Source organism: Rhodococcus sp. FW305-130, assembly GCF_058788335.1.
Window position 1 is genome coordinate 30,137 of the sequence record NZ_JBYTAP010000002.1, and the last position, 25,377, is coordinate 55,513.

A 25,377-nucleotide genomic window follows, 5' to 3' on the forward strand; every position below is an offset into this window, starting at 1 on the left:
CCTTGGTTTCGGCACACGCTGAATCGAACGAGCCCGCCGCCCCCATCGGGGACGGCGGGCTCGTTCGATTGCGGCTGGACATCTCCTACGACGGCACCGACTTCTCGGGCTGGGCCCGTCAAACCGATCTGCGCACCGTGTGCGGTGAGATCGAAGACAAGTTGGGAACGGTACTACGGCAACCGGTTCAGCTGACTGTTGCCGGTCGCACGGACGCCGGCGTTCACGCCACGGGGCAGGTAGCGCACGTCGACGTCCCGAGCGAGTTGCTCCCCGACGATCCGTCGCGACTCGTGCGCAGACTTGCACGCTTCCTGCCCAAGGACGTTCGGGTCAAACAGATCTCGGTGGTTCCGGGTGACTTCGATGCGCGCTTCTCGGCGATGCGACGCTACTACGAGTATCGGGTGACCAACGCGGCATTCGGAGTGGAACCCCTACGCGCGCGCGATACGGTGTCGTACCCCAAACCACTCGATCTCGCAGCGATGCAAGAAGCGTCGAATCGGCTTCTGGGCCTGCACAACTTCGCGGCATTCTGCAAGCGTCGAGAAGGCGCTACGACGGTGCGGGAGCTGCAACGCTTCGACTGGGCGCAGGAGGGCACGGTGTTCACGGCGTACGTGAATGCCGATGCGTTCTGCTGGTCGATGGTCCGGAGTCTTGTCGGGGCAGTCCTCTCGGTCGGTGAGGGACGCCGCACCGCCGACTGGGTGGCAGGTTTGCTCGACGAAACGTCGCGGTCGAGTTCGATCCTCGTTGCGCCGGCGCACGGACTTTCGTTGGTTCGCGTGGACTACCCCGACTACTCGGAACTGGCTGCCCGCAACGCGATTACCCGTGAAACCCGCGAGATTCCGTCTTCGGGCGGGTGCTGCGGGGACTGACCGCCTTGATACAAAATGCCCTCCCACTCTGCGTGGGAGGGCATTTCATGTAGACGACTATCCCGCCAGTTGACGCGCGATGACCAGACGCTGAATCTGATTGGTGCCCTCGAAGATCTGCGTGATCTTGGCCTCGCGCATGTAGCGCTCGACGGGGAAGTCCTGGGTGTAGCCGTACCCGCCGAACACTTGAACGGCGTCGGTGGTGACCTTCATTGCTGCGTCGGTGGCAACGAGTTTGGCGACGCTGGCGTTGCGCGAGTACGGAACTCCGGCGTCGCGGCGGCGGGCTGCATCGAGGTATGTGGCTCGAGCGGAGTCAACTGCGGCCGCCATGTCCGCGAGCACGAATCCGAGGCCCTGGTGATCGATGATCCGCTTGCCGAATGCCTTGCGCTCCTTCGCGTAGGCGACCGCGTCGTCGAGCGCGCCCTGAGCGATTCCGACGGCAACAGCAGCGATTCCGAGTCGGCCGGAGTCGAGCGCGCTGAAGGCGATCGGCAATCCCTGGCCGCGCTGACCGATCAACCGCTCGTCAGGGACGAAGGCGTCGTCGTAATTCGCGGATGCAGTGGGGACCGCGCGCAGTCCCATCTTCTCCTCGGGCTTGCCGAAGCTGAGGCCTTCGGTGTCCTTGTCCACCAGGAGGCAGGAGATGCCGCGAGAGCCGTCGTCACTGGTGCGGGCGAAGAGGTTGTAGAAGTCTGCCTTGCCGCCGTTGGTGATCCAGGCCTTCGAGCCGTTGATGCGGTAGCCACCGTCGGTGGCCGTCGCCTTGCACGACAATGCGGCGGCGTCGGATCCGGCCTGCGCTTCGGAAAGACTGTACGCGCCGATGGTGTTGCCGCCCAGCATGTCCGGCAGCCAGCGGGTCTTCTGTTCGTCGGTGCCGAAGGTGAACAGTGGGAAGCACGAGAGGCTGTGTACGCTCACCGCCACTGCAACCGCTGCCCAGCGCGAGGCGATCTCTTCGAGGACTTGGAGGTACACCTCGTACGGCTGATCGCCGCCACCGAATTCCTCGGGATACGGAAGGCTCAGCAGGCCTGCCTGTCCGAGTGCGGGGAACACGCCTTCGGGATACTTCTCGGCCTTCTCGTATTCGTTGACCTTGGGCGCGAGTACCTTGTCCGCGACATCACGCGTCAGTTCGATGAGATCGCGAGCTTCTTGGCTGGGCATCAGGCGTTCGACGGGCACGGTCGGCTCCTAGCTAGGTAGTAGTACTGAGAACGATACTGCAGTACTGTCTTGCGTATGGCAAGGCTGGTTCACAAGACGACTGCGCGCAGGGCAGAGTTGTTCGATCAATTGGTCGAACTGTTCTTGAGCGAGGGTTTCGCCCACCTCACGCTCGACGAGATCTCAGCTCGTCTGCACTGCTCCAAGAGCACCTTGTACACCGTGGCGGCCGGCAAAGAGGATCTGGTGCGGGCTGTGACGGTGCACTTCTTCCGTGCGGCGGCCGATGCGGTGGAGAGTGCCGTCGCTGCCGAAGCGGCACCGACTCGTCGAGTCGCGGTGTATCTCGAAGCAGTCGGTGATCAACTGACCGCGGCGTCCCGTCAATTCATGGAAGACCTGGCTGAATCGGTGTCGGCGAGTCAGGTTTACGAGAAGAACACGTCGATCGCCGCGGATCGTGTGCGAGCGCTCATCGTCGAGGGAGTGGATTCGGGCGCATTCCGGCGGGTACACGCGTCATTTGTCGCTGACGCGGCCGCAGCGACAATGGTTCGGATCCAGCAACGCGCGGTCTATCGGGCTACCGGGTTGGACGATGCCAGCGCGTATCGGGAACTGGCCGCACTCATCACGGACGGGATCACTGCGTGACGAGTCGCTAGCATCGACGTTCATGGCACCTTTGAAGGTCGAAGTCATCGTAGGTTCGGTCCGCGAGGGGCGAATAGGACGAGCAGTGGCGGATTGGTTTGTCGAGCGCGCAACCGCGAACCCGTCGTGGAACGTATCGGTGATCGACCTCAGAGAGCTGTCGTTGCCCCAGGATTTCTCGGATTCACCTGCCACGGAGGTTTTCCGCCAGCGAATCGGACGAGCCGACGCTGTTGTTGCTGTGACCTCCGAATACAACCACGGGTACCCGGCTGCCCTCAAGACCGCATTCGATTCCGTGAAACACGAGTGGCGTGCCAAGCCGATCGGATTCGTGTCCTACGGCGGGATTTCAGGTGGTGTTCGGGCCGTCGAACAACTGAGGCAGGTAGTTGCGGAGCTGCACATGGTCTCGGTGCGTCAAAGCGTGACCATTCACCGGGTACGCAAGCAATTCGGACACGAGCCGTACGGCGTCGATTCGATCGCGATCGATGCCAGCGAGAAGATGATTCGTGAATTGCATTGGTGGGGGAGTGGATTGCGGATGCAGCGTGCGAGTGATCCCTATCCTGGCTGAACTTGGACATACGCGATCACGCCATCTGGTGAGCGTCGCCGGCTCGAGGACGGCCGATGAACGAGGTCTCGGAAGCAATGGTTACCAGAGTCAGTTCGACGCGCGTGCGGCCGGTTTCGACTGTGATCTTGTCACCGAGTGCGAATGGCTGGACTATCGATATTTCAGGGTCGATCCGAGGCCATTGGCGTGGATGTCCGTACACGTAGATCGCGGTCACGCCGGCACGCGGCGGTAACCCCTCGACTCCGTCGAACACGACCGTGTTGAAAGCGCCCTCGAGCCCACCACCCTGCCCGGACACGCGGAGTCGGTCAGGCACTCCCATGGAGTCGGTGAGCGCGGTCCATGCTTCCGGTCGATCGGTGTGGATGAGTACCAGTGCGCCGGTCGCGATGGCTCGAAAGATCAATTGCTGAGCCAGATAGAGTTCGCCGGCGACAAGAACGGTGTTGACGCCCGACCCCGAAATTCTGGCCGCGACACCGTGCCCGTTTCGGTCCGAGCCGATGAGCTGGCCGCACCCGGCAAGAGGTAGAGCGAGTGAGTCGAGTGTGCCCCCGTCCATGCGAATGTGCGGCGTGATGCGGTCCAGCGCGGCCAATGCGGTTGGCAGGTTGGTCAGCAATCCGTCGCGCTGGCGCCCACGTAGCGAGACCAAACCGGCCAGCGGTGCGTTCTCAGGTGGATTGCGCGTGGTGAAGCGACATGTCGCACTGACCCTCGCCTCTCCGCGTTCGCCCGTGGGGCGCAACCGAATTGTCACGGACGTCCCGACCGTTGCCACTGCCCATACTCGGGTCAGGGTCGAGTTGGTGATGAAACGGGGTTCGATTCCGTATCCGACGTTGGACACACCAGGCAAGGGGGTACTTCGCCACGTTTCGGTGACCTCGTGGCTGGCGACTCCTCTTGTGACCTGGGCAGTGGACGACGCGATCTCCGGTGCGGTGAGGATCCGCGCCTTGCATCCCGCTGAATCGAGCACCCGGATGACACGATTGGCGGCAACAGCGATCGCGCGGCCCGCGCCCTGTTCGCCCCCGCCTCGGCGTTCGACTGCTGCACGACCCTCCAAAGCGTCGAAACGTAGTGCAAGCCAAACACTTCTGGTGGCGGTGGCTGGTAGTGGCCCGATGAGACGTTCGTAGACTTCGGTGGCCGGCGTTCCTGATGCGGCGCGGTATCCATGACTGACAATGTCGATGCCGGTGAGTGAGATGTCGTGCTGATGCAGACAATTGACCAGGGCTGCTGTGGGCAGAAGGGGGGAAGCGTCGAATGAATGACGCCCGATCCTGGTCAGGTAGTCGCGTGGGGGAGCGATCTCGACGACAGCGACGAGTGAAGATCCGTCCACGCGGAGCCCGATCGACTGTTCGGAGGGAGTGTGAAAACTGACGATCGTGCTGCCGTCGACGTCCTTGCGGCGCAAATAGCGAAAGTACTTGACAATCCAGGACATTACCGACCAACCGCCCACATGGAGGAGCATTGATCCGGCAACCACACAACCGATTGCCAGCGCCCAGAGCCAATCCAGCCCACTGGCCATCGCGATTCCGCCTGCACTGATTCCGAGAATCTGTGCCGACACGAATTCGTGCGTCGAAATCCTGTGTGACGACGGCCAATGCTTCAACCGCGATCGGTCCACGGTTCCTCCCCGATACCTGACCTGCGAACTACCCGAAAATTTCCGCCCCAGCCAAACTGTACTGTGTCTTCGCAAGGGGATGTAAGGCACGGGGGGAATGATGGCTGCAACACCTACCACGCGCTGGCAGGTCAACGGGTACCGATTCTTGGTCAGGCGGATGGAACATGCGCTGGTCAGACGAGACGTGCGGATGCTTCACGATCCGATGCGGTCACAGTCCCGCGCCTTCACCGTCGGAATAGTCCTCGCTGCACTGGGATTGGCGGGTTGCGCGGTACTCGCTCTGTTTCGACCTCAGGATAAAATCGGCGATGCAGAAATCGTTGTTGCAAAGGAATCTGGCGCAATGTTCGTCGCCATGGAGGGTACTTTTCGCCCTGTGCTGAACTTGGCCTCCGCCCGACTGATTCTGGGTTCGCCAGTAAAACCGGCAATAGTCAAGGCGTCTGAGGTCGAGGCGAAACCGAGGGGCGCGCTCGTCGGCATTCCCGGCGCACCGTCCGCGCTGCCGGAATCAGCCGACCCGAGCAACGCCTTGTGGACGGTATGCGATTCCGTCGGATCCGACGGGAGAAAATCGTTGACGACTTCGGTCCTGGTCGGCTCGTCCAATGTCGGTGAAAACACGACATATCTGACGAGGGACCGTGCATTCCTGGTGAAGTCGGGTTCCGATCACTTTCTCGTATACGACGGGAAGCGAGCGGAAATCGATGTGGACAATCCGGCGATCATGCGGGCTTTGGGGCTGGAAGGAGCACAGGCGCGACCGATCAGTGCCGGATTTCTCAATTCGATCCCCGAAGTTCCGCGCATCGAGGCCCCGCGAATCCGCGAACTGGGATCAGCGCCCCGGTTCCCGCTGCAGAACAAGACTGTCGGCTCCGTCGTTCAGGTTTCGGTGGGCGCGGACCTGCAGTACTACGTGGTGCTCGAGAACGGTATCCAGAAGGTCGGTGCGGCGCTCGCCCAACTGATCTACTTCTCGGATTCGCAGGGCGCCACCGGGATCGCGAGCGTCACCCCTGATGCCATCAGTCGTATCCCCTCGGTGAGGGAGCTGGCCGCCGACTCGTTGCCGCAGGTGGTTCCGGAGATCGTCGATGATCACGACGCACCTGTCGGCTGTCTGGAATGGGCTCCCTCACCTGCAGTCGACGGCGGCGAAAGTAGTTCTGCAACATTGAAACTCGTCGCTGGATTGCAGGTTCCGATCCCGGAGGGTGGCAAGTTGGTGTCCTTGGCGCAGGCGGACGGATCGGGCGACAATCTCGACAGCGTCCACGTCGAACAGGGCTTCGGTGGGTTTGTTCAAGCGACCGGAATCGAGACGAACAGCACCAGACACGACGGAGTGTTCTACGTAGCGGATACCGGTGTGAAATACGGAGTACCGGACGAAACCTCCGCTCGCGCGCTCGGATTGACGCGAACGCCCGATCGCGCGCCTTGGCAGATACTAGATCTACTTGCATCAGGTCCGGCGCTCGAGAAGAGCAATGCACTGATAGCTCACGACGGAGTCGCCCCCGATTCAACGCCGGCCGCTCCGGTGAACTGAACACCGTTGACGGTTCAGAGATCGACGTCCCGTCGTTCGGGAAGTCTCCGACGAATTGCTCGACGAATGGGCATCGACGCCAACAGCGTCAGTAGGGCTAGGGTTCCGACCGTTCCGGCTCCGACGAGTGCCGCGTCGCGAGATCGGTTGTCGGGGGTCGGCGGCGTGGGTAGGGGATCGATCGTTACCGACTGATGATTGACCTTGACGCGTTCCCCCGGTGCCAATTCGCCCGTTACCGCGGCGAGTGGATCGATGACGCCGTGACCGACGTAGGGATTCCAACCCTGCGCCGGAGCGTGGGCGGTGGCTTCGATACGTTGCATGACCTGAAGTGCAGTCAGTTCCGGGTGAACCGACCGGACCAGCGCGGCGGTTGCCGCGACATAGGGCGCAGCGAAACTGGTCCCGTTGAACGACTGTACGGCGCCGTCGGAGCCGTAGACTCCGTTGGTCAGACCAGGCGACGTCGGGTGAAGTGAGATGATTCCGGTGCCGGGCGCCGCAACGTCGACCCATGGACCGCCGAGGCTGAAGGAGCTGGCGGTGCCATTGGGGTCGACCGACCCGACGGTGAGGACATAGTCGTCGTACCAGGCAGGACTGGCAATCGTCGTAACCGAGTTCCATGGATCAGCTTGTGGATCGAGGGGATCCGGCGGTGGATTCTGGTTCTTGCAACCTCCGGATCCGACGTTCCCTGCAGCAGCGACGACTACGGCGTTCTTCGCGATCGTGGCGTATTCGATTGCAGCGCCCAGTCGTTGGTCGTTGATCCCGTCCCCGGCAGGCTTGCAAGCGACCTCGGAGATGTTGATAACGCTTGCACCCAAGTCAGCAGCGTGACGTACGGCCAGTGCCATGGTGTCGACGTTTCCGTAGCCAGACGAATTCTCGGCTACGGCAGGGCCTTCGCGTTGGCCGGCCACCGAGAAAGCGGCACTGGACTGCCTGATCGAGATGATCTGTGCGTCCGGCGCAGCTCCGGAAAATCCGGAACCGTCGACCTGCTCGGCGGCGATGAGACCGGCGACGACTGTTCCGTGTGAGTCACAATCGTCGGTGCCGTCGGAGGTCCCGACATAGTCACCGCCGCCTTCGAGGGCCGGTAGCCGGGGATGTCTGCTGACGCCGGTGTCGATGACCGCAATTCGCTGCCCCGACCCTCGGGTGATCGACCACACCGAATCGAATCCGAGATCCTGTTGAGAACGTGGAATATCCGCGCCGTCACCGCCCGCTACGGCGGGGACGCACAGGGTTCGTTGTTCGGTGGGTTGGGGAGGCGCGGGTGGACCGTCCTCCGGCAGCATTGCAGGATCGATGGGGGAAGGAACCGCACTCGATGCGCCACCCGCCCCGGCGAGGACTGTTAAGACAACGATCACGAGTGCGGCACAGATGTTCGTCGCGCGTCGAATCACCATCGAGATCCGATCGCTCAGAGACCGCGCATGAGCGCGAAGAGCCCACTGACCCAGCAGATCAGCGGAACGATTGCTGCAATCGCAGCGAGGTCCAACAGTTCGGCCGCGCGTCGCATCACGGGGCTGAATGTGTTCTGGGGGGCGAGGATTCCCAGAATCAGTGACAGGAGGAGAACAGTCATCGTGATGGCGAAGACGACCAATGCATGGTCGCGATGGGTCCATGCCATGCCGCCCAGGAGAGCGAGAACCACCGAGATGCCTGCCGAGATGAGTGGGGCCGCCTGATGTGCGCCCGCGTAGGTGCGCCCGCGAAACATCAGCACGACGGCCGTCGCGAATGCGAGAGCAAGGTTCGGCCAGACGATTCCCTGACCGGGCCAGGACCACGCGAGCGTGACTGCGGCAGTGAGCGCGACCACTGACGTGGCCACGATCAGTCCGGTCAGGTAGCTACGAGTCCGCCCTGCCCTTTCAGTCAACTCGGTCAGCCCGGGCAGTTCGGGCTCGGGCAGTCCGTCGCGATCGTCGTCGAGGGGATTACTCGGCGTCGGAACCGGGGGAAGCGGTAATCGCGCGAACAGCATCGACAGTCGAGCGGTGAACGTGAGAACGATCAATGCTGCGGCAATCACCGCGCTGCTGACGGTTGCGGTGCGCGCCTCGGGAAGCGTCGTCGCGACGGCGAAGGTGCCCACCGCAGCAAGGAGGACGACGAGAAGTGCGGTGAAGACGGCTAATCCGGCACCGCACAAGCGGAGGCAGATCAGAGTCACCGCGGCTGCGAATGCCGAACCGAGAAGGAGATGAGCAGAAAGAACAGTGCCGGGTACGCAGAGGGCGCCGGAGACGAACGCCAGTGGCACCGCTGTGCATCCGAGCGTGATGGAGCTTGCAGTGTCTCCGTACACCCGCGCTGCCACGACGGCGGCGACGGTGAGCACCAAAGACGTCACTCCACCGCAGACAGCGCCGATCAGACCTGTATCGCCGAGGACCAGGGCGAGGGCCGCGACGAGCGCAGCGACGAGGGCAGCGGACGAGCCGACAATGCGCGCGGTGATCGGAGTCCAGCGTCGGTAGATGTCTGCATCCGTCGCCGCGACGGTGTACATGATGTCGTCGAAGAGTGGGGGCGGGGCAGCGGTGTCCGCGGCCGCGAGTACGAGCAATTCCCCATCGCGGATTCCATGCTCGTGCAGCGACAGCGTCGGTGCCAGCGGTGCCCTGCCGACTTTCGACAGAGTCCAGTCGACGGGCTCGAATTGTTCGGCGCTGTGGTCGAACTCGTTGAAATTGCTGTGGTTGACAATTGTGTCCACAATGCCCGGAATGACCACCGCGAGTGGAACACGAAGCGGCACCGCAAGATCCACCTGCGAATGGGCTGAAAGTACCGTCAACCTGCACAATTCGGCAGAATGGGTCGCGCGTCGTCCGTTTGCGGTGTGCGCAGCGCTGGTTTCAGTGGTGCTGGTCAAGATCTGTCCCCTCCCATGACGCGATTCCCCTGTCACGTCACCCCAGTTCACCCGAACAATACGACATGAACTGTGCGCCTGTGTCGGCGACAGCGCAGACAACAGGTGGCACCGACCCGAGTGTCGGTGTTGTGATCTACTCTCTTGCAATTGCGTGACTACGCCTTGGGGGGCGGGCCGGCGGTAGTCGGACGAGGCGCGTGGCGGCAACAGCTGCAGCACCGATGGGGGTGGGTGAATTGAGCACTGTCAGATTTGCGCGTCGAGCGCGCCGTGAATCGCCGCGTACACCGGGCGGCGAGGTGACGCTTCAGGCCCCACCGGAGATTCCTCGCGTCACGCCGGGAAACCTACTGACCAAACTACTTCCGGTGATCATGGTGGTTGCCATGATCGGCATGGTGGCGCTGATGTTCTCTTCCGGCATGGCGCGCAATCCGATGTCCCTGCTGTTTCCGGTCATGATGATGGTGTCGATGCTCGGGATGCTCGCCGGGGGCGGTCGTAGCGGTGGGGCACGAGCGTCCGAAGCGAACGAGGACCGCAAGGACTACCTGCGGTACCTGGATCAGATGCGCAGCGATGTTGCTGCGACGTCTGGTGCGCAGCGTGCTGCTCTCGAGTGGAGCAATCCCGAGCCGTCGCAGCTTTGGACACTGGCCGGGACTGTGCGGATGTGGGAACGTCAGATCACCGACTCGGACTACTGCCACGTTCGGGTCGGTCTGGGTACACAGCGATTGGCCACCAGGCTTGTATCTCCGGAGACGGGGCCGGTCGAGGATCTCGAACCCGTCGCTGCTGTCTCACTTCGGCGATTCGTCCGTGCGCATTCGGTTGTAAAAGACCTGCCGACCGCCGTCTCGCTTCGCGGATTTGCTGCGATGTCCATTGAGGGGCAGAGGGATTCCGCTCGAGCGCTCGTCCGCTCGATGTTGATGCAGCTGTGCACTTTTCACGGTCCGGACACCGTCCAAGTTGCAGTGGTGTGCGGTCCCGATGCCGAAGCCGAGTGGGAGTGGGTCAAGTGGCTCCCACACGTACAACACCCGGAGTCTCAGGACGGCGCCGGCACTTCACGCATGGTGTTCGGTTCGTATCTCGAGTTCGAAAGTTCCCTCGGGGAAACGCTTTCGATGCGTGCTCGATTTGCTCGCAACACTCCGGCGAGTGCGGGCGTTCCGCATCTCGTGTTGGTCGTGGACGGTGGCTTGCTCGAAGGTGACACCGGCCTGTTGTCCGAATCCGGGCTCGACTCGGTGACCGTCCTCGACCTGTGCGGGTTCTGCCCGCGGCTGGCGGCGGCGCGTGGTTTGCGACTGGTCGTCGGTAGCGATCAGATCGGCGCGGTGAGCAGCGCAGGAGTCGAGAATTTTGCGACGCCTGACGCCGCGACGACGAGCCTGGCGCAGTCGTTCGGACGTCGCATCGCACCGTTCCGTGCGGCATCGCAGAACGCCGTGGACGCGACTGACGACGACCGATCCCTTCGGACCTGGAGCCAGATGTTGGGGATAGGAAATGTTGCGAGGTTCAATCCTGAGCATGGCTGGCTGCCACGTCAGGGGCGCGACCGACTCCGCGTGCCGATCGGTGTCGGACAAGATGGAAACCCTGTCGAACTGGATCTGAAGGAGTCGGCCGAGAACGGTATGGGTCCGCACGGGCTGTGTATCGGAGCCACCGGTTCTGGTAAGTCGGAGTTCCTGCGAACCTTGGTGCTCGGCCTGATCGCGACGCACTCACCCAACGCACTGAATCTCGTCCTGATCGACTTCAAAGGTGGTGCAACCTTTCTCGGCCTGGAGGAGGCGCCGCACGTTGCTGCGATCATCACCAACCTTGCCGAGGAATTGGCGATGGTCGATCGTATGAAGGACGCACTCGCCGGCGAAATGAATCGTCGACAGGAACTGCTGCGTGCGGCAGGAAACTTCGCAAACGTGTCCGATTACGAGAAGGCGAGGCTGGCCGGCGCTGCACTCGATCCGTTGCCTGCACTCTTCGTGGTTGTCGACGAGTTTTCCGAACTGCTCAGTCAACAGCCGGAATTTGCCGAATTGTTCGTGGCCATCGGGCGATTGGGCAGGTCACTTCACATTCACCTGCTGCTGGCCAGTCAGCGGCTCGACGAAGGAAAGCTTCGGGGTCTCGACAGCCATCTTTCGTATCGCGTCGGTTTGAAAACGTTCTCGGCGAACGAGTCTCGTTCCGTTCTCGGCGTTCCCGATGCTTATCACCTGCCGGGCACACCCGGTGCGGGATACCTGAAGTCCGATTCTGCGGAGATCGTTCGCTTCCAAGGTGCATACGTGTCAGGCCCGTACGAGGGCGAGCGGATAGCGCCCACTCGATTCTCGGTAGATTCCCCCGTCGAACTCGCGCCGATGCCGTTTACCGCGACGCCCGTGGTCGGGCCAGAGGCTGTTGTCGTTCCCGTCGAGCCCGATGTCATCGACATGGGTGAAATCGGTGACGATGCACGTACTCTCATGGGGGTCCTCGTCGACCGCATGCGCGCCCACGGTCCACGCGCGCACGAGGTGTGGCTACCGCCGCTCGAGGCATCCCCGACGCTTGACCAGTTGTTGCCGCGGTGGGCGGCCGGTGATCAACCTCGCGGAAATCTGAGCGCACCCTTCGGCGTAGTCGACAGGCCGTTCGATCAGCGCCGCGATCTTCTCGTCGCCGATCTGAACGGATCAACGGGCAACCTCGCGATCGTCGGCGGCCCGCAGTCGGGAAAGTCGACGGCCTTGCGCACGTTGATCTTGTCTCTGAGCATGACGCACACGCCGGAACAGATTCAGTTCTACTGCCTCGACTTCGGCGGTGGAACGCTCCTCGGATTGAAAGATCTGCCGCACGTCGGATCGGTGGCAAACCGCTTGGATTCCGACCGCGTCCGCCGCACGGTCGCCGAGGTACTCGGTGTGGTCGCGAAACGGGAGCGGCTGTTTCGTGACCTCGGCATCGACTCCATGGCCGATTTCCGAGGATTGCGAACAGCTGATCCCGCCGGGGAAGGTGTGGCGGCGGGACTCCGAGATGACCCGTACGGTGACGTCTTCCTCGTCGTCGATGGTTGGCCCAGCGTTCGTTCGGATTTCGAATCACTCGAGCCTCAGATCAGCATGCTCGCCGGTCAAGGTTTGTCCTTTGGTGTGCACGTGATCGTCACGACGTCGAGGTGGGCCGAGATCCGGCCGGCACTCAAGGATCAACTGGGTACTCGCGTCGAACTTCGATTGGGTGATCCGGGAGATTCGGATGCGGGTCGCCAGAAAGCCAGCCTGGTGCCGGAAGGTCGACCGGGTCGTGGCATCACGCGCGACGGGCTTCACCTTCTCACCGCACTACCTCGAATCGGCGGTTCGCCAGGTAGTGAGAATTCCGGTGGTTCTGTGGCGTCGACGGTCGAACATATTGCAGCCATGTCGAATTCGCGCCCGGCGCCCACCGTGCGGATGCTTCCGGATTCGTACTCGCGGGTAGAACTTCTCGAAGCTGTCGGAACCCGGTGGCCCTCACCGAGTGCGGCCGACGGTCGGTGCCTCACCGTGCCGATCGGGCTCGGTGAGACCGACCTCTCCCCGGTGTACATGGACTTCCGGGAACACCCGCACTTCTTGATATTCGGCGACACCGCGTGTGGCAAGACATCTCTTTTGCGCGGAATAGCGGAAGGGATCATCGCGTCGAACACACCGGCGCAGGCCAAGCTGATTATCGGTGACTATCGGCATTCCCTGCTGGGAGTGGTCGAAGGGAATCACCTCGGCGGTTACTCGGCGTCGTCGACGACCTTCGGTGAGTTGATGGTCGACTTGGCTCGGATCGTCGCCGCCAGAATGCCGAACGCCGAAACAACACAGCAGCAATTGCGGGAAAGGTCGTGGTGGAGTGGGCCGGAGATTTATGTACTGATCGACGACTACGACCTTGTGGCCACACCGAGTGGTAATCCGGTGGCGCCGTTGCTCGAGTACATTCCGCATTCCAAGGACATCGGTTTGCACCTGGTGATTGCCCGCCGTTCCGGTGGCGCGGCCAGAGCACTCTACGAGCCGGTCATTGCGAGAATTCGCGACATGGCACCGGCCGGATTGATCATGAGCGGAAGTCGCGACGAGGGAAATCTCGTCGGCACCGTCCGCGCGTCGGCATTGCCGGAAGGTCGTGGGGTCTACGTTTCTCGATCGCAAACCCAACTTGTCCAAGTTCCGTGGATGCCACCGCTGTGACCGTTCCGTCCTTGGTGTCGGTCTCGCTACATTGGGGTGCATCCAATATCTGGGTCGTCTCGGGTCAACGCGAATTCTGTTGCAGTGCAGACCTCAGACGCGAACCGGCGTCGGGTCCCGGTACGACCGGTGAAAATGCGATCGATTACGTCGACGACGATTATGTCGACGTAGATGGTCGGATTGTCCCCACCGTCTTGGAGCTGGCCAGGCTGATCTCCAGTGCGATGGACGGGTGCGGAATCGTCGATGCAGACATCCTCTATCTCAGCCATCCCTCGGATTGGGGTGCCCCACGTAGGCGGCGATTGCTCGATGCCGCACGGCGAGTGGCGCACGACGTCGTCCTCGTTCCGACGTCGGTCGCGGCGGCGAGGTCGGCTCGTACAGCCTGGCGATCACGGTGTGTCGTCCTCGAACTGCGTGGCGGAATGGTGGTCGCTTCTGTTGTCAGCGAGGTCGACGGTGAACTCCGAATCGACGGGGCACAAAGTTCGGCGATCGCAGACGCTGCGGGGTTGTTTTCCGGAATCGGGGACTTGTCGGTTCGGGACGCTGTGGTGTTGGTCGGGCCGCGCTCGCATGCCGTTGCGGCTTCGCTCGAACGTGGGTCGACGAATGTCCACGGCCACGCGAGCATTCGAATTCTGGACGAGAGTCGGGTGGCGTCGTCTCTGGTGGATCCTCGGACGCTCGTTCGCCAGACAACTGCGCGGGACAGTTCCGGTCGAATCGTCGACAATTCAGCTTTTGGCGCCGGGTGGGTAGGCGATCCGGATGGCGCGATGTCGATTCCTTCCGTGCACTCGACTGCCTCCTCGCCCCGTCGAGTCGGCGGGTGGCACGGAGGCCGTCGATGGTTCGCGGCGGCGCTTGCAGTGCTCGCCGTCGTCGCTGCGGTCGCGGCAACGGTCGTGGTGTCGACTCGCGATCGAGGCGATTCTCGGTTGGCGGACTCGGTTGCAGCTACGGCGGAAGGCAAAGCCGAGATCGTGGAGGCGTCGAAAGAGCAGGAAAAGCCTGCGCCGAAGACTTCGATTCCGTCGATCGAGTCCGGTGTCACGCCGGAACTCACGCGTGTGGAGGTGGGGAGCGTTGCAGCAGAGCTGCCTTCCGATTGGAAGCTTCTGTCACGAGGGACCTCGAGCGGGCGCACCGATTTGATACCCAGTTCCGGCGCTGATCGCAAGATCGTGGTCATCGAGAAAAGTCTTGCGGAAGGTGCTGGATTCGATTCCGTCGAAGCCGCTTTGCGTCAGCAGTTTTCGGCGTTCGAGGACCCATTGCGGTTCGGAGAGTTTTCTGTGATCGACGATGCCGCAGGAAAACAGGCAGTGGTGTACGTCGAGTTTCCGGACGATTTCTCCGAGGTGCGTTGGCACGTGTACGTCGACAACGGTCGGCAAGTGAGTATCGGCTGCCAGTATCTGGTCGGTGAGTGGAACAGTCTCGAAGCGGACTGCCTGCGGATGTGGCAGTCACTCGAATTCACGCCCTGACCGGATCGGTCGGTTCTGAAAACATTCTTCGATCGGGCCGGAACCGTTGGCACGGAGGTCGCGTCAAAGTATGTGTAGCGCACATCAGGGAGTTCCGCTCGACCCCGGTGCACATCCGACGGACAAGCCGTCGTGGTCGCCGATACCGAACGGTACTCACCGAATCCAGGGGGACGACATGGGCTTTACCGCAACTACCGCTGAATTGATCGATTCGGCGGGGACCATCGACGGACATCTCGGTGACATCAGGGGACTGGTCAACGCTGTTCGGTCGGAGGCCGACGCTTCGCACAATTCGTGGAACGGTGCGGCGCAGGTCGAATACGCAGGAATCATGGAGCGATACAACAGCGCGGCCCTGAAGCTGGACACTGCTCTGACCGACATCTGCGAGCAGATCAAACAGGCTGCGGGAACCTTCGACTCGACCGAAGACGACAACGTCAGCTCGCTTCGCGGCGCGACGGTGAACATGTCCTGACCGTCAGCTCTTCACCGTTCGATCAAGCAGTCCTCAGCCAGTAGTTCTCACAAAGTTCTCTCCAGTCACACCGAACCGGGAGCAGTTATGTCCGACAGGATCAAGTACGACTTCGGCGGCCTCGCAATGCTGTCCGATCAGATGAAACAGCAGGCCAAAGCGATCAACGACAAGCAGGGCGACATCAAGGTTGTCGTAGACAAGCTGCAAGCAGGCTGGGAAGGGGCAGGTTCCGAAGCCTGGAACGACGCACAGCGCCGCTGGGCCCAGGCGTCCGAAGAACTGAACATGGTTCTCGCGCAGATCGCCGGAGCGACGGCGAGCGGCTCGGAGAAGATGCAGGAAGCTGACCGGATCGCCGCAAACGGGTTCGGTCGCTGACAACATTCATGTCGTGACGACACCCCGACTGCCCCGGTACCGTCAGGTTGCCGGGGCAGTCGGGGTGTCGATCGCTTACCTGCTGGTTCCCGACGAGGGCATTGTCGGCGGAGATGGCTGCGCTTTGACCTGGCAGCGGGTAGACCGGTATCGTCTATCGGTGGCGTGCCGTAGGGCTCCGGCAGAAATGCGTGGAGACCGGCGGTTCTCGGGTCTCAACTGGCCGCCGAGGATCGTTTACGCGATACGCACATGGTCAGCAGTGGAATGAATTAAGACGAGGAAGATCTGTGTCTACGTACACCCCGAAGGCCGGAGATGTGACCCACTCGTGGCACGTCATCGACGCCACTGACGTGGTGCTCGGCCGTCTTGCCGTTCAGGCAGCGAACTTGCTGCGTGGCAAGCACAAGCCCACCTACGCGCCGCACATCGACGGTGGTGACTTCGTTGTCATCATCAACGCTGAGAAGGTTGCCATCAGCGGCAACAAGCTGCAGGGCAAGAACGTTTACCACCACTCCGGATTCCCGGGTGGCCTGAAGTCCCGCACTGTCGGTGAGGTCCTCGACAGGACCCCCGATCGTCTCGTCGAGAAGGCCATTGTCGGCATGCTCCCCAAGACGAAGCTCGGCCGCGCAATGAGCAGCAAGCTCAAGGTCTACGCGGGCCCGAATCACCCCCACACCGCGCAGCAGCCGGTGCCGTTCGAGATCAAGCAGGTCGCACAGTGACATCGCCGGAAGAGCAGAACGTGTCCGAAGAGAACATCGAAGCAGTGGAAGAGCTTGTCGCCGCTGACGCAGTCGAGGTCGTCGAAGAGGTTGCTGCAGCTACGCTCGCACCGATCGTCCTCGATCGCCCGGTCCAGACCGTCGGTCGCCGCAAGGAGGCTGTCGTTCGCGTCCGGATGACTCCCGGTACCGGTCAGTTCAAGCTCAACGGCCGTACGTTGGAGGATTACTTCCCCAACAAGGTTCACCAGCAGCTGATCAAGGCTCCGCTGGTGCTCGTCGAGCGTCCCGAGTCTTTCGACATCATTGCACTGCTGCACGGTGGCGGCCCGTCCGGTCAGGCAGGCGCACTGCGTCTGGCTATCGCGCGCGCACTCATCGAGGTAACCCCTGATGATCGTCCGGCCCTCAAGCGTGCAGGCTTCCTGACGCGTGACGCCCGCGCGGTCGAGCGTAAGAAGTACGGCCTGAAGAAGGCCCGTAAGGCATCGCAGTACTCCAAGCGCTGATGCTTTGCCGAGGTTGACCCGACGGGTCTGCTTCGGCACCTGTTCACCACAAGAGCGGGCGTCCATCGTTACCGGACGCTCGCTCTTGTGTTTCTCGGAGAAATTCCATTCTCGAGTTTCATTCTCGAGGTTCACAGGATTCAGGAGTCGTTCTATGGGTCGGTTGTTCGGTACTGACGGTGTTCGTGGGCTTGCCAATTCGGATCTGACTGCAGATCTTGCATTGAGATTGGCAGTTGCCGCGGCGAGCGTACTGACAGCCGGCACCTCGGATGCCCGTCCGACCGCCGTGATCGGCCGCGATCCTCGCGCCAGCGGTGAGATGCTTCAAGCCGCGGTGACGGCCGGGTTGAGTTCCGCAGGCGTCGACGTGCTCGACGTGGGTATCCTCCCGACTCCGGCAGTTGCATACTTGACGGCAAAGCTCGACGCCAGTCTCGGTGTCATGATTTCTGCATCGCATAATCCCATGCCGGACAACGGAATCAAGATTTTCGCGGCCGGTGGTCACAAGTTGGATGACGCTGTCGAGGTGGCGATCGAGGACGCACTCGACGGCACTGCGCCGCCGGTCCTTCCGACAGGTGCCGGGATAGGCCGAGTCCGTGCGGTCGACGACGCCGCGCAGCTGTACCTTGCACATCTGGCGAGCGCGGCGAGCGAGCCGCTCGCTGGACTTACCGTTGTCGTCGACTGCGCCAACGGCGCTGCTTCCGCGCTCGCACCGGTTGCCTACGCAGCAGCGGGCGCTCGCGTCATCGCGATCAGCGCAGATCCCGACGGCCTCAACATCAACGACGGCTGCGGATCGACGCACCTGGAGAATCTTCAGAAAGCCGTAGTCGATCACGGGGCGGACCTAGGCCTCGCGCACGACGGCGACGCCGACCGTTGCTTGGCCGTCGACGAGACCGGCGCGGTGGTCGACGGTGACGCGATCATGGCTGTTCTGGCGATCGCGATGAACGAGGCCGGGGAGTTGGTCGAGAACACTCTCGTCGCGACTGTCATGAGCAATCTCGGTTTGCACATCGCGATGCGCGAGGCAGGCATCAACATCGTGACTGCTGCCGTAGGCGACCGCTACGTCTTGGAGGAACTGCGCGCGGGCGGATACAGCCTCGGTGGCGAGCAGTCAGGCCATGTGGTGTTGCCGGCGTTCGGCACCACGGGCGACGGAATTCTCACCGGTCTCAGGCTGCTCGGACGCATGGCTCGTACGCGTAAGTCGGCATCGGTACTGGCTGCAACGATGACCACCCTCCCGCAAGTGCTGATCAACGTGAAGGTCGGGGACAAGGCGGCAGTCGCAGCGTCGCCGTCGGTACTTGCAGCAGTCGCGGACGCCGAGCGCGTTCTCGGTGACGGTGGTCGAGTGCTCCTGCGCCCGTCCGGGACAGAGCAACTGGTCCGCGTCATGGTCGAGGCCACCGAACTGCCGCTCGCGCAGAAGCTGGCTGACGAGTTGGCCGAGATCGTCGGTTCGGTGTAGCCCCTCATTACGCCTTCGCGTTTTGAGGGAACGTAATTGCGCTCTGCTGCGTCCAAGGAGTCAAAGGCCGCTCGACGTGCGAGTGGTTCCGTTGAAACTTGGGGGCGCTCGTGGATGTCGACCGCGCTGGAACAGATGAATTGGCACGTCATGCGGTGTCGGTGGCCCAGGGTCTGCGCGATTCTGCCGAGCCGATCAAGCGTTTGCGATGGGGCGGTGCCGCTTCGGGCCGTGACTACGCCGAGCACGGAGCCGCGTTGGCGTCGGCATTGGCGGTCCTGAATTCTCGCTTGACTGGCCGTGCGGATCTTCTCGATACGTTGGCGCGCCGGCTTTCCTCTTCGGCTGAGGCAATCACTGAGGTGGATCGTGAGGGTGCGCGGCGGGTGCGGGACTCCGGCGGGTCGGCCTCGTGATACCGAACAGCCTTACAGCCCAGGCAGTACCGAACGGCCCATGTTCTTTCGAAGATATTCTTGCACTGCGTGATTCACATGCTCATCCCGACGAAATTCTGGAAGCGGGCGCTAGCGGACTGCAGTTCTTCGGCCGATTTCACGACCTGGCCACTCGGTTGGGTTTCGAAGAACGGATGCTTACCTCCTACGAGGATGCATATCGCGCAGAGGCGGGCATCGATATCGGGGCACTGAAGCGAGACATGTCGGATATGGCTGCGGCGGTGGATAGTTCGGTCGCGGAGATCGCGATGCTGACGGTCCTGGCCGAGAATCTTCCTGCAGTGTGGAATGTTTCCGGCGTGGATGTGGTCGTCGATCAGGTCTTCGCCGCGCGGCGCGAAGCTCGGTCCGATGCGGATTCGGCGCCACTGTTGATCACGCTAGCCGACGAACTTGCGCGGACTGTTCGAACGGCTTTGGCAGACAAAGCTTTCAAGGTGGCCAGCCTCGACCGGGCGACCATCGGCGGTCTGGGTGCGGGGGAGATCGATCAGCTGGCTCACGTCGCTTCCAGCGGTCGTGGCGCGGCGCCATGGTTGGACACCGTTTTTCGTTCGGCGTATCTGGATGCCCGCGACGAATTCGACAGGGCGTGCGCGCAGTGTGCGAGCGCGGTAGGCGATGCTTTTGATGCCGCGACTCAGTGGGTGACAGACGCCTTCCCGTCGACCTTGCCGGTCGCCGAGACGATCGAATCCGGTGCCGCGGCTGCGCCGATCTCTTTCTCGATCGGCGGCAACACGTGGGGCTTCTCGATTGCGCCCGACGGTCGTGGGGTGAGTCTCGATGTCGCCGGTGCTGACGGGAACTCTGTGTCGGTCGCCGTGGAGTTGGACGAAAACGGTTGGCCGAGAATAGTTTTTGATGCCGGTCAGGAGGCGGTCATGCAGGAGACATACCCGCAAGAAGCGTCCCAGCCCGCGACACTTCAACCCGAAATTCCCCAGCCCGATAATCCCCAGCCCGATAATCCCCAGCCCGAGATACCGGTTGAAACCACCGCCGAAGTCTCGCCCGCGCCGGACCCGGAGCCGCCTGTCACAGTCCCGGACGAGTCGATCGCCGGCCCCGACGGAGAGACGGGCGCTGAGCTGGCCGGAGCTGGTCCGCTGTGAAGTCCGTTCACGCGCCCTTCGAAGAGATCCGTCGAACTCTCGATTCTCAACTCGAGGACTTCCGTGAGCGCAGAGCGCTCGAGGACTTCCGTGAGCGCAGAGCGGCAGCGGCGAGCGAGGAATCGCGCCAGGAGCCGCCGTCCGAAACGACGTCTGCCGATAACGACACGGAAGGGTCGGTCAGATCCGGCCCGTATCTGCGATCCGCGTCAGAGCCGACGACGACGCCGCCGAAGCCGTGCTCGCCGCCGGAGTCGGGGGCGGGCACGGACTCCTACTTACGCAACAGCTGGCTGGCCCGCGCGTCGGAGTGAGGTTCAACCGGGAGCAACGGCGCCGTGTGTGGAATCTCGACATCAGGATCAGCAAAGTCCTGGTACTTCTTGTCGCCGGTCAGATGGAACAACAGGAAGCCCGTGAGCAGGCACCGTGTGGCGGACTGTGTCTTGCGCTCGGATCCACCGAGGCCCAGGGCTCCGAGGAGTCGGCGGCCTTCGATCAGTCCGGCGTCTTGGCCGTCGTTCACGGTGCGTGCGACGACGGGACCGCCCCACTCCACGCTCAGCGGGCGGGCATTGCTGGTCAAGGAATCGACGTCGTCTTCGCCGGCAAGTATCAATCCGGGCGCTGTGATCTTCGACGCGTAGTTCTCCGCCTTGGGTGCTGTCGGGGCCGGGAACAGCGCGGCTACCGCACCGACATCCCCGCGCTGCGCTGCGGCCAGCACCGCCGCGCCCGCGCCCATGCCGTGACCGGCAAAGGCGACCCGATCGGGTTGGACGCTGATCTGGCCGGGGCCGAGTCGTACGCCGACGCAGATGTCGAGCGTCGCTCGAAGATCTGCAGCCAAGCCGAGATGGGACGGGACCGGACCGCGTTCGCTGTCGGGCGCCGCTGCGACAATTCCCCAGGAAGCGAGGTGCTGGAGTGTCTGCTCGTACTTGTGGGACCCGACCATCCACCCGTGCGCGAAGGCAACGGCGGGGAGATTGAAACCGGTTTCCGGCGTGTACACGACACCCGGCTGTCCGGCCAGGGCGAGGTTGCCGCGGAGAACTCGGTGCGGGCCGCGCTTGGACAGCTCACGGGTCAGTGTCTTCAGTTTCGGTGCCACGGTTGAAGACGTTATCCGATGAGCCGTCTCGTGTATGCGGAGCCGACGCTGCAACCGGCTGGGGGATGTCTGTGGAACCGCAAAATGCGCCCACCGCCGATGTCCAAGTACCCTGAGTCACCATGTGCGGAATCGTGGGATACGTCGGCCACCGCCCAGCTCTGGGCGTTGTGGTGGAGGCTTTACGGCGAATGGAGTATCGCGGGTACGACTCGTCGGGAATCGCGATTCTCGACGGAACCGGTGGGGTCGAGATCGAGCGTAAGGCCGGTAAGTTGGCCAACCTCGAGGCGGAGCTCGGCGAGTACGGCGCGGATCACTTTGTCGGTACGTCGGGTATGGGTCATACCCGGTGGGCGACGCATGGGCGACCGACCGACCGTAATGCGCATCCGCATCGTGATGCGTCGGGCAAGCTGGCTGTCGTTCACAACGGAATCATCGAGAATTTCGCCCCGCTGCGTGCGGAGCTCGAGGCTGCAGGCGTCGAGCTTCAGAGCGACACGGATTCCGAGGTGGCAGTTCACCTGGTAGCCCGGGCGTACTCCCACGGGCCGACGGCAGGTGATTTCATCGAGAGTGCGCTGTCGGTGGTTCGTCGGTTGGAAGGTGCGTTCACGCTCGTCTTCACGCACGCCGACCACGCGGACACGATTGTCGCCGCCCGCCGCTCGACGCCGCTCGTCGTCGGTGTCGGTGAGGGCGAGATGTTCCTCGGCTCCGACGTCGCTGCGTTCATCGAGCACACACGCGATGCGGTTGAACTCGGACAGGATCAGGCAGTGGTGATCACTGCCGACAGCTATCGGATCTCCGACTTCGCGGGCAACGAGGCAGAGGGGCGCCCGTTCCGCATCGACTGGGATCTCGCGGCCGCCGAAAAGGGTGGTCACGACTACTTCATGCTCAAGGAGATCGAAGAGCAGCCGACCGCTGTCGCCGACACGCTCCTCGGCCACTTCGAGAACGGGAAGATCGTCCTCGACGAGCAGCGGTTGTCCGATCAGGAACTGCGCGACGTCGACAAGGTGTTTGTCGTCGCCTGCGGTAGTGCCTACCACTCCGGACTGTTGGCGAAGTACGCGATCGAGCATTGGACGCGTCTACCTGTCGAGGTCGAACTCGCCAGCGAATTCCGTTACCGCGACCCGGTTCTGGATCGCTCGACGCTTGTTGTCGCGATCTCGCAGTCGGGGGAGACGGCGGACACACTCGAAGCTGTCAAGCACGCCAAGGACCAGAAGGCACGCGTCCTGGCGATCTGCAACACCAACGGTGCACAGATCCCGCGCGAAGCCGACGCCGTTCTCTACACGCGGGCGGGACCGGAAATCGCGGTTGCGTCGACCAAGGCCTTCCTGGCGCAGGTGACCGCGAACTACCTCGTCGGTTTGGCTTTGGCGCAGGCTCGCGGCACCAAGTATCCGGACGAGGTTGCGCGCGAGTACGCCGACCTCGAAGCTATGCCCGCGTTGGTCAGCAAGGTGCTCGAGACGGCAGAACCGGTGCGCGCGTTGGCACGCCAGTTCGCGCACGCGTCGACCGTGCTGTTCCTGGGGCGCCACGTCGGCTACCCGGTGGCGCTCGAGGGTGCGCTCAAGCTCAAGGAGCTTGCATACATGCACGCCGAGGGCTTTGCCGCCGGTGAGCTCAAGCACGGCCCGATCGCGCTGATCGAGGAGGACCTTCCGGTCATCATCGTCATGCCGTCGCCGCAGGGTCGCGCCGTCTTGCACTCGAAGTTGGTGTCCAACATTCAGGAGATCAAGGCGCGCGGGGCAACGACTATCGTGATCGCGGAGGAAGGCGACACCGTCGCCGCGGCGCACGCGGATCACCTGATCGAGATTCCGGCGTCACCGACTCTGCTGCAGCCGTTGCTGTCCACGGTTCCGTTGCAGATCTTTGCGGCCGAGGTTGCCGCGGCACGCGGATACGACGTCGACAAGCCGCGTAACCTGGCGAAATCGGTTACGGTCGAATAGTTTTCGTAGGGAATTTCGGGCCCCGCAGTCGAAAGACTGTGGGGCCCGAGTGCGTTACGGCGTCTCGACGACGACGGTTCCGCGCATCTCGGGATGCGGTGTACAGGTGTAGTCGTAGGTTCCGGGTTCGGTGAACGTGTAGGTGTAAGTTCCCGATTTCTTGAGTGGGCTGCGGAGTTTGCCCTTGGCGTCTCCGAGGCCGTTGACGTCGTGGGCCATTCCGTTGTCGTCGAATACCCACGTGACGGTGTCGCCGACGTTCACGGTGATGGAAGCGGGGGAGTACGCCATCCCGGAGATGGTCACCACGGGTCCGCTCGCCGTCGTTTCGGCCGCAGATGGTGTGGAGTCGGTGCCGGAACTGCACCCGACCAGACCGAGAGCGAGGACGAGTCCCGCGATTGCCGGGCGAAGACGTGATTTCATGGTTTCGAGGGTAGCGACGGCAACTGAAGGGTTCCGACATGCGTGGGTACTACACAGCCGATCAGGTGCGAGCAGCGGAGGCGCCGCTGCTCGACAAGCTGCCCGACGGAGTGCTGATGCGTCGAGCGGCGTACGGTCTCGCGCGAGTCGTCGCGGACGAATTACGTTCCCGTACAGGATCGGTCGCGCATCGGTCGGTGACGCTTCTGGTCGGTACCGGCGACAACGGCGGTGATGCCCTGTGGGCGGGTGCGTTGCTCCGCAAACGAGGTGTGAGTGTTCGGGCCGTGTTGCTCGATCCGGCGCGCGCTCATCGGTCGGGCCTCGACGCTCTCCTGAAGGCCGGTGGCCGAGTCGCTGCCGAAGTCGGGTCGCCGGATCTGGTGATCGACGGCATCGTCGGGATTTCCGGGCACGGCGGTCTGAGGCCTGACGCAGCTGAGCTCGTCGGCCAGGTGGAGGCACCGATCGTGGCGGTCGATCTTCCGAGCGGCGTCGACGCGAACACCGGCGCAGTGGACGGCCCGTCGGTGACCGCTGATGTGACGGTCACATTCGGTGCGCTCAAGCCGGTGCACGTACTCGCGGCTCCGCTGTGTGGTCGTGTCGAACTCGTGGATATCGGATTGAGCGTCGGCGAACCGGCGTTCGGTTCGCTTGATCCGGCCGAGGTCGGTGCGCTGTGGCCGGTGCCAGGCGCGGAGGACGACAAGTACTCGCAGGGTGTGGTGGGCATCGTTGCGGGAAGTGAGCAGTATCCCGGCGCGGGAGTGCTCTGCACCGGCGCCGCGGTGACCGCGACCTCCGGACTGGTTCGCTACGCCGGGCACGGCGCCGCCGAGGTGCTCGCCCGGTTCCCGGAGGTGATTGCGAGTGAGACGTTCCAAGCCGCCGGGCGGGTTCAGGCCTGGGTGGTCGGACCCGGTATGGGTACCGACGACGACGCCGCGCGGCTTCTGGCGTCGGTACTGGCTACCGATGTACCCGTTGTCGTCGATGCGGACGGACTTACCCTCCTCGCTCAACGTCCCGAACTTGTCGCAGCCCGGACCGCGCCGACTCTTCTGACGCCCCACGCCGGCGAGTTCGCACGATTCACACCACTCGGCGACGACAGAATCGCGGCCACGCGTGCTCTCGCCGAACGCCTCGGAGTCACGATTCTGCTGAAAGGCCATACGACGGTGATCTCGGATCCCGGCGGTGAGGTCCTGGTCAACGACGCCGGCGGCTCCTGGGCGTCGACCGCAGGCTCGGGTGACATCCTCTCCGGTGTGATCGGCGCGTTGCTGGCGGCGGGTCTGAGCCCTCTCGAAGCCGGGGCCGTCGGGGCGCGGGCTCACGCGTTGGCTGCGAACATCGCCGCTGCCGGCGGTCAGAGCGATGTCGCCGGAGCACCGATTTCGGCTTCGCCGCTGCTGGGAGGTCTGCGCGAGTCGGTGCGTGTGCTTCGCTCTTTTGCCCTTGATTGAGGGTGTTCAAACCCGAACACGTGTCCGAT

General features: G+C 63.0%; 22 protein-coding genes. 15 read left to right on the forward strand and 7 right to left on the reverse strand.

What is annotated here, in order from left to right:
* Positions 1-2 precede the first annotated feature (2 nt).
* A complete protein-coding gene (gene truA / locus AC3WQS_RS06250; RefSeq protein ID WP_151531841.1) occupies positions 3-887 on the forward strand; it encodes a tRNA pseudouridine(38-40) synthase TruA in 885 nt (294 codons plus the stop codon).
* A 57-nt stretch (positions 888-944) separates the two neighbouring features.
* Here truA and AC3WQS_RS06255 read toward each other — a convergent pair whose 3' ends face one another.
* Positions 945-2,087 (reverse strand): acyl-CoA dehydrogenase family protein, encoded by a 1,143-nt coding sequence (locus tag AC3WQS_RS06255; RefSeq protein ID WP_172933403.1) that lies wholly within the window; start codon positions 2,085-2,087, stop codon positions 945-947.
* 57 nt (positions 2,088-2,144) lie between these two features.
* Between AC3WQS_RS06255 and AC3WQS_RS06260 the strand changes: the two genes are divergently transcribed.
* Entirely contained in the window at positions 2,145-2,723 is a 579-nt protein-coding gene (locus AC3WQS_RS06260; protein ID WP_492712182.1) for a TetR/AcrR family transcriptional regulator, read from the forward strand.
* A gap of 22 nt (positions 2,724-2,745) precedes the next feature.
* A complete protein-coding gene (locus AC3WQS_RS06265; RefSeq protein WP_020906901.1) occupies positions 2,746-3,303 on the forward strand; it encodes an NADPH-dependent FMN reductase in 558 nt (185 codons plus the stop codon).
* A gap of 16 nt (positions 3,304-3,319) precedes the next feature.
* Here the strand turns inward: AC3WQS_RS06265 and eccE are convergent, their stop codons facing one another.
* A complete protein-coding gene (gene eccE / locus AC3WQS_RS06270; RefSeq protein WP_492712181.1) occupies positions 3,320-4,960 on the reverse strand; it encodes a type VII secretion protein EccE in 1,641 nt (546 codons plus the stop codon).
* 97 nt (positions 4,961-5,057) lie between these two features.
* Between eccE and eccB the strand changes: the two genes are divergently transcribed.
* Positions 5,058-6,524 (forward strand): type VII secretion protein EccB, encoded by a 1,467-nt coding sequence (gene eccB / locus AC3WQS_RS06275; protein ID WP_492712180.1) that lies wholly within the window; start codon positions 5,058-5,060, stop codon positions 6,522-6,524.
* Positions 6,525-6,538: 14 nt separating this feature from the next.
* Here the strand turns inward: eccB and mycP are convergent, their stop codons facing one another.
* Together mycP and eccD are read right to left on the reverse strand one after the other, a co-directional pair.
* Entirely contained in the window at positions 6,539-7,951 is a 1,413-nt protein-coding gene (mycP, locus tag AC3WQS_RS06280) for a type VII secretion-associated serine protease mycosin (protein ID WP_492712179.1), read from the reverse strand.
* A gap of 14 nt (positions 7,952-7,965) precedes the next feature.
* Positions 7,966-9,432 carry a type VII secretion integral membrane protein EccD gene (gene eccD / locus AC3WQS_RS06285; protein ID WP_492712178.1) on the reverse strand — a complete coding sequence of 489 codons (1,467 nt, stop codon included), beginning with the start codon at positions 9,430-9,432 and terminating at the stop codon, positions 7,966-7,968.
* Positions 9,433-9,656: 224 nt separating this feature from the next.
* Here eccD and eccCa point away from each other — a divergent pair, with 224 nt between their 5' ends.
* From eccCa to AC3WQS_RS06330, 9 genes are all read left to right on the forward strand, one after another.
* The gene (gene eccCa, locus AC3WQS_RS06290) at positions 9,657-13,676 is read left to right on the forward strand and encodes a type VII secretion protein EccCa (RefSeq protein WP_492712192.1); all 4,020 of its coding nucleotides are present in this window, start codon (positions 9,657-9,659) and stop codon (positions 13,674-13,676) included.
* A complete protein-coding gene (locus tag AC3WQS_RS06295) occupies positions 13,673-15,175 on the forward strand; it encodes a type VII secretion-associated protein (RefSeq protein ID WP_084326083.1) in 1,503 nt (500 codons plus the stop codon). Before eccCa ends, AC3WQS_RS06295 begins: the two co-directional genes overlap by 4 nt.
* A 70-nt stretch (positions 15,176-15,245) precedes the next feature.
* Positions 15,246-15,659, forward strand: a complete 414-nt coding sequence (locus AC3WQS_RS06300) for a WXG100 family type VII secretion target (protein WP_223257856.1) — start codon at positions 15,246-15,248, stop codon at positions 15,657-15,659.
* A gap of 87 nt (positions 15,660-15,746) precedes the next feature.
* On the forward strand, positions 15,747-16,040 hold the full coding sequence (locus tag AC3WQS_RS06305; RefSeq protein ID WP_003940975.1) for a WXG100 family type VII secretion target: 294 nt from the start codon (positions 15,747-15,749) through the stop codon (positions 16,038-16,040).
* Between the two features lie 290 nt (positions 16,041-16,330).
* Positions 16,331-16,774: a 50S ribosomal protein L13 gene (gene rplM / locus AC3WQS_RS06310; protein WP_019747566.1), complete on the forward strand. Its 444-nt coding sequence runs from the start codon at positions 16,331-16,333 to the stop codon at positions 16,772-16,774.
* Positions 16,771-17,283, forward strand: a complete 513-nt coding sequence (rpsI, locus tag AC3WQS_RS06315; RefSeq protein ID WP_019747567.1) for a 30S ribosomal protein S9 — start codon at positions 16,771-16,773, stop codon at positions 17,281-17,283. Before rplM ends, rpsI begins: the two co-directional genes overlap by 4 nt.
* A 154-nt stretch (positions 17,284-17,437) precedes the next feature.
* Positions 17,438-18,775, forward strand: coding sequence for a phosphoglucosamine mutase (glmM, locus tag AC3WQS_RS06320; RefSeq protein ID WP_021343572.1), 1,338 nt, complete (start codon positions 17,438-17,440; stop codon positions 18,773-18,775).
* 110 nt (positions 18,776-18,885) lie between these two features.
* A complete protein-coding gene (locus tag AC3WQS_RS06325) occupies positions 18,886-19,191 on the forward strand; it encodes a hypothetical protein (protein WP_020969054.1) in 306 nt (101 codons plus the stop codon).
* 176 nt (positions 19,192-19,367) lie between these two features.
* Entirely contained in the window at positions 19,368-20,351 is a 984-nt protein-coding gene (locus tag AC3WQS_RS06330; RefSeq protein WP_492741431.1) for a hypothetical protein, read from the forward strand.
* A gap of 46 nt (positions 20,352-20,397) precedes the next feature.
* On the opposite strand, the gene AC3WQS_RS06335 is transcribed toward AC3WQS_RS06330, so the two are convergent.
* Together AC3WQS_RS06335 and AC3WQS_RS06340 are read right to left on the reverse strand one after the other, a co-directional pair.
* Positions 20,398-20,619: a hypothetical protein gene (locus AC3WQS_RS06335; RefSeq protein WP_492712175.1), complete on the reverse strand. Its 222-nt coding sequence runs from the start codon at positions 20,617-20,619 to the stop codon at positions 20,398-20,400.
* Positions 20,620-20,625: 6 nt separating this feature from the next.
* Positions 20,626-21,465: a poly(ethylene terephthalate) hydrolase family protein gene (locus AC3WQS_RS06340; protein WP_182261810.1), complete on the reverse strand. Its 840-nt coding sequence runs from the start codon at positions 21,463-21,465 to the stop codon at positions 20,626-20,628.
* A 122-nt stretch (positions 21,466-21,587) separates the two neighbouring features.
* Here AC3WQS_RS06340 and glmS point away from each other — a divergent pair, with 122 nt between their 5' ends.
* On the forward strand, positions 21,588-23,450 hold the full coding sequence (gene glmS / locus AC3WQS_RS06345; protein WP_020906923.1) for a glutamine--fructose-6-phosphate transaminase (isomerizing): 1,863 nt from the start codon (positions 21,588-21,590) through the stop codon (positions 23,448-23,450).
* A 54-nt stretch (positions 23,451-23,504) separates the two neighbouring features.
* Here glmS and AC3WQS_RS06350 read toward each other — a convergent pair whose 3' ends face one another.
* Positions 23,505-23,876, reverse strand: coding sequence for a cupredoxin domain-containing protein (locus tag AC3WQS_RS06350; protein ID WP_019747573.1), 372 nt, complete (start codon positions 23,874-23,876; stop codon positions 23,505-23,507).
* Positions 23,877-23,914: 38 nt separating this feature from the next.
* Between AC3WQS_RS06350 and AC3WQS_RS06355 the strand changes: the two genes are divergently transcribed.
* Positions 23,915-25,348 carry an NAD(P)H-hydrate dehydratase gene (locus AC3WQS_RS06355; protein WP_019747574.1) on the forward strand — a complete coding sequence of 478 codons (1,434 nt, stop codon included), beginning with the start codon at positions 23,915-23,917 and terminating at the stop codon, positions 25,346-25,348.
* Positions 25,349-25,377: the final 29 nt, after the last annotated feature.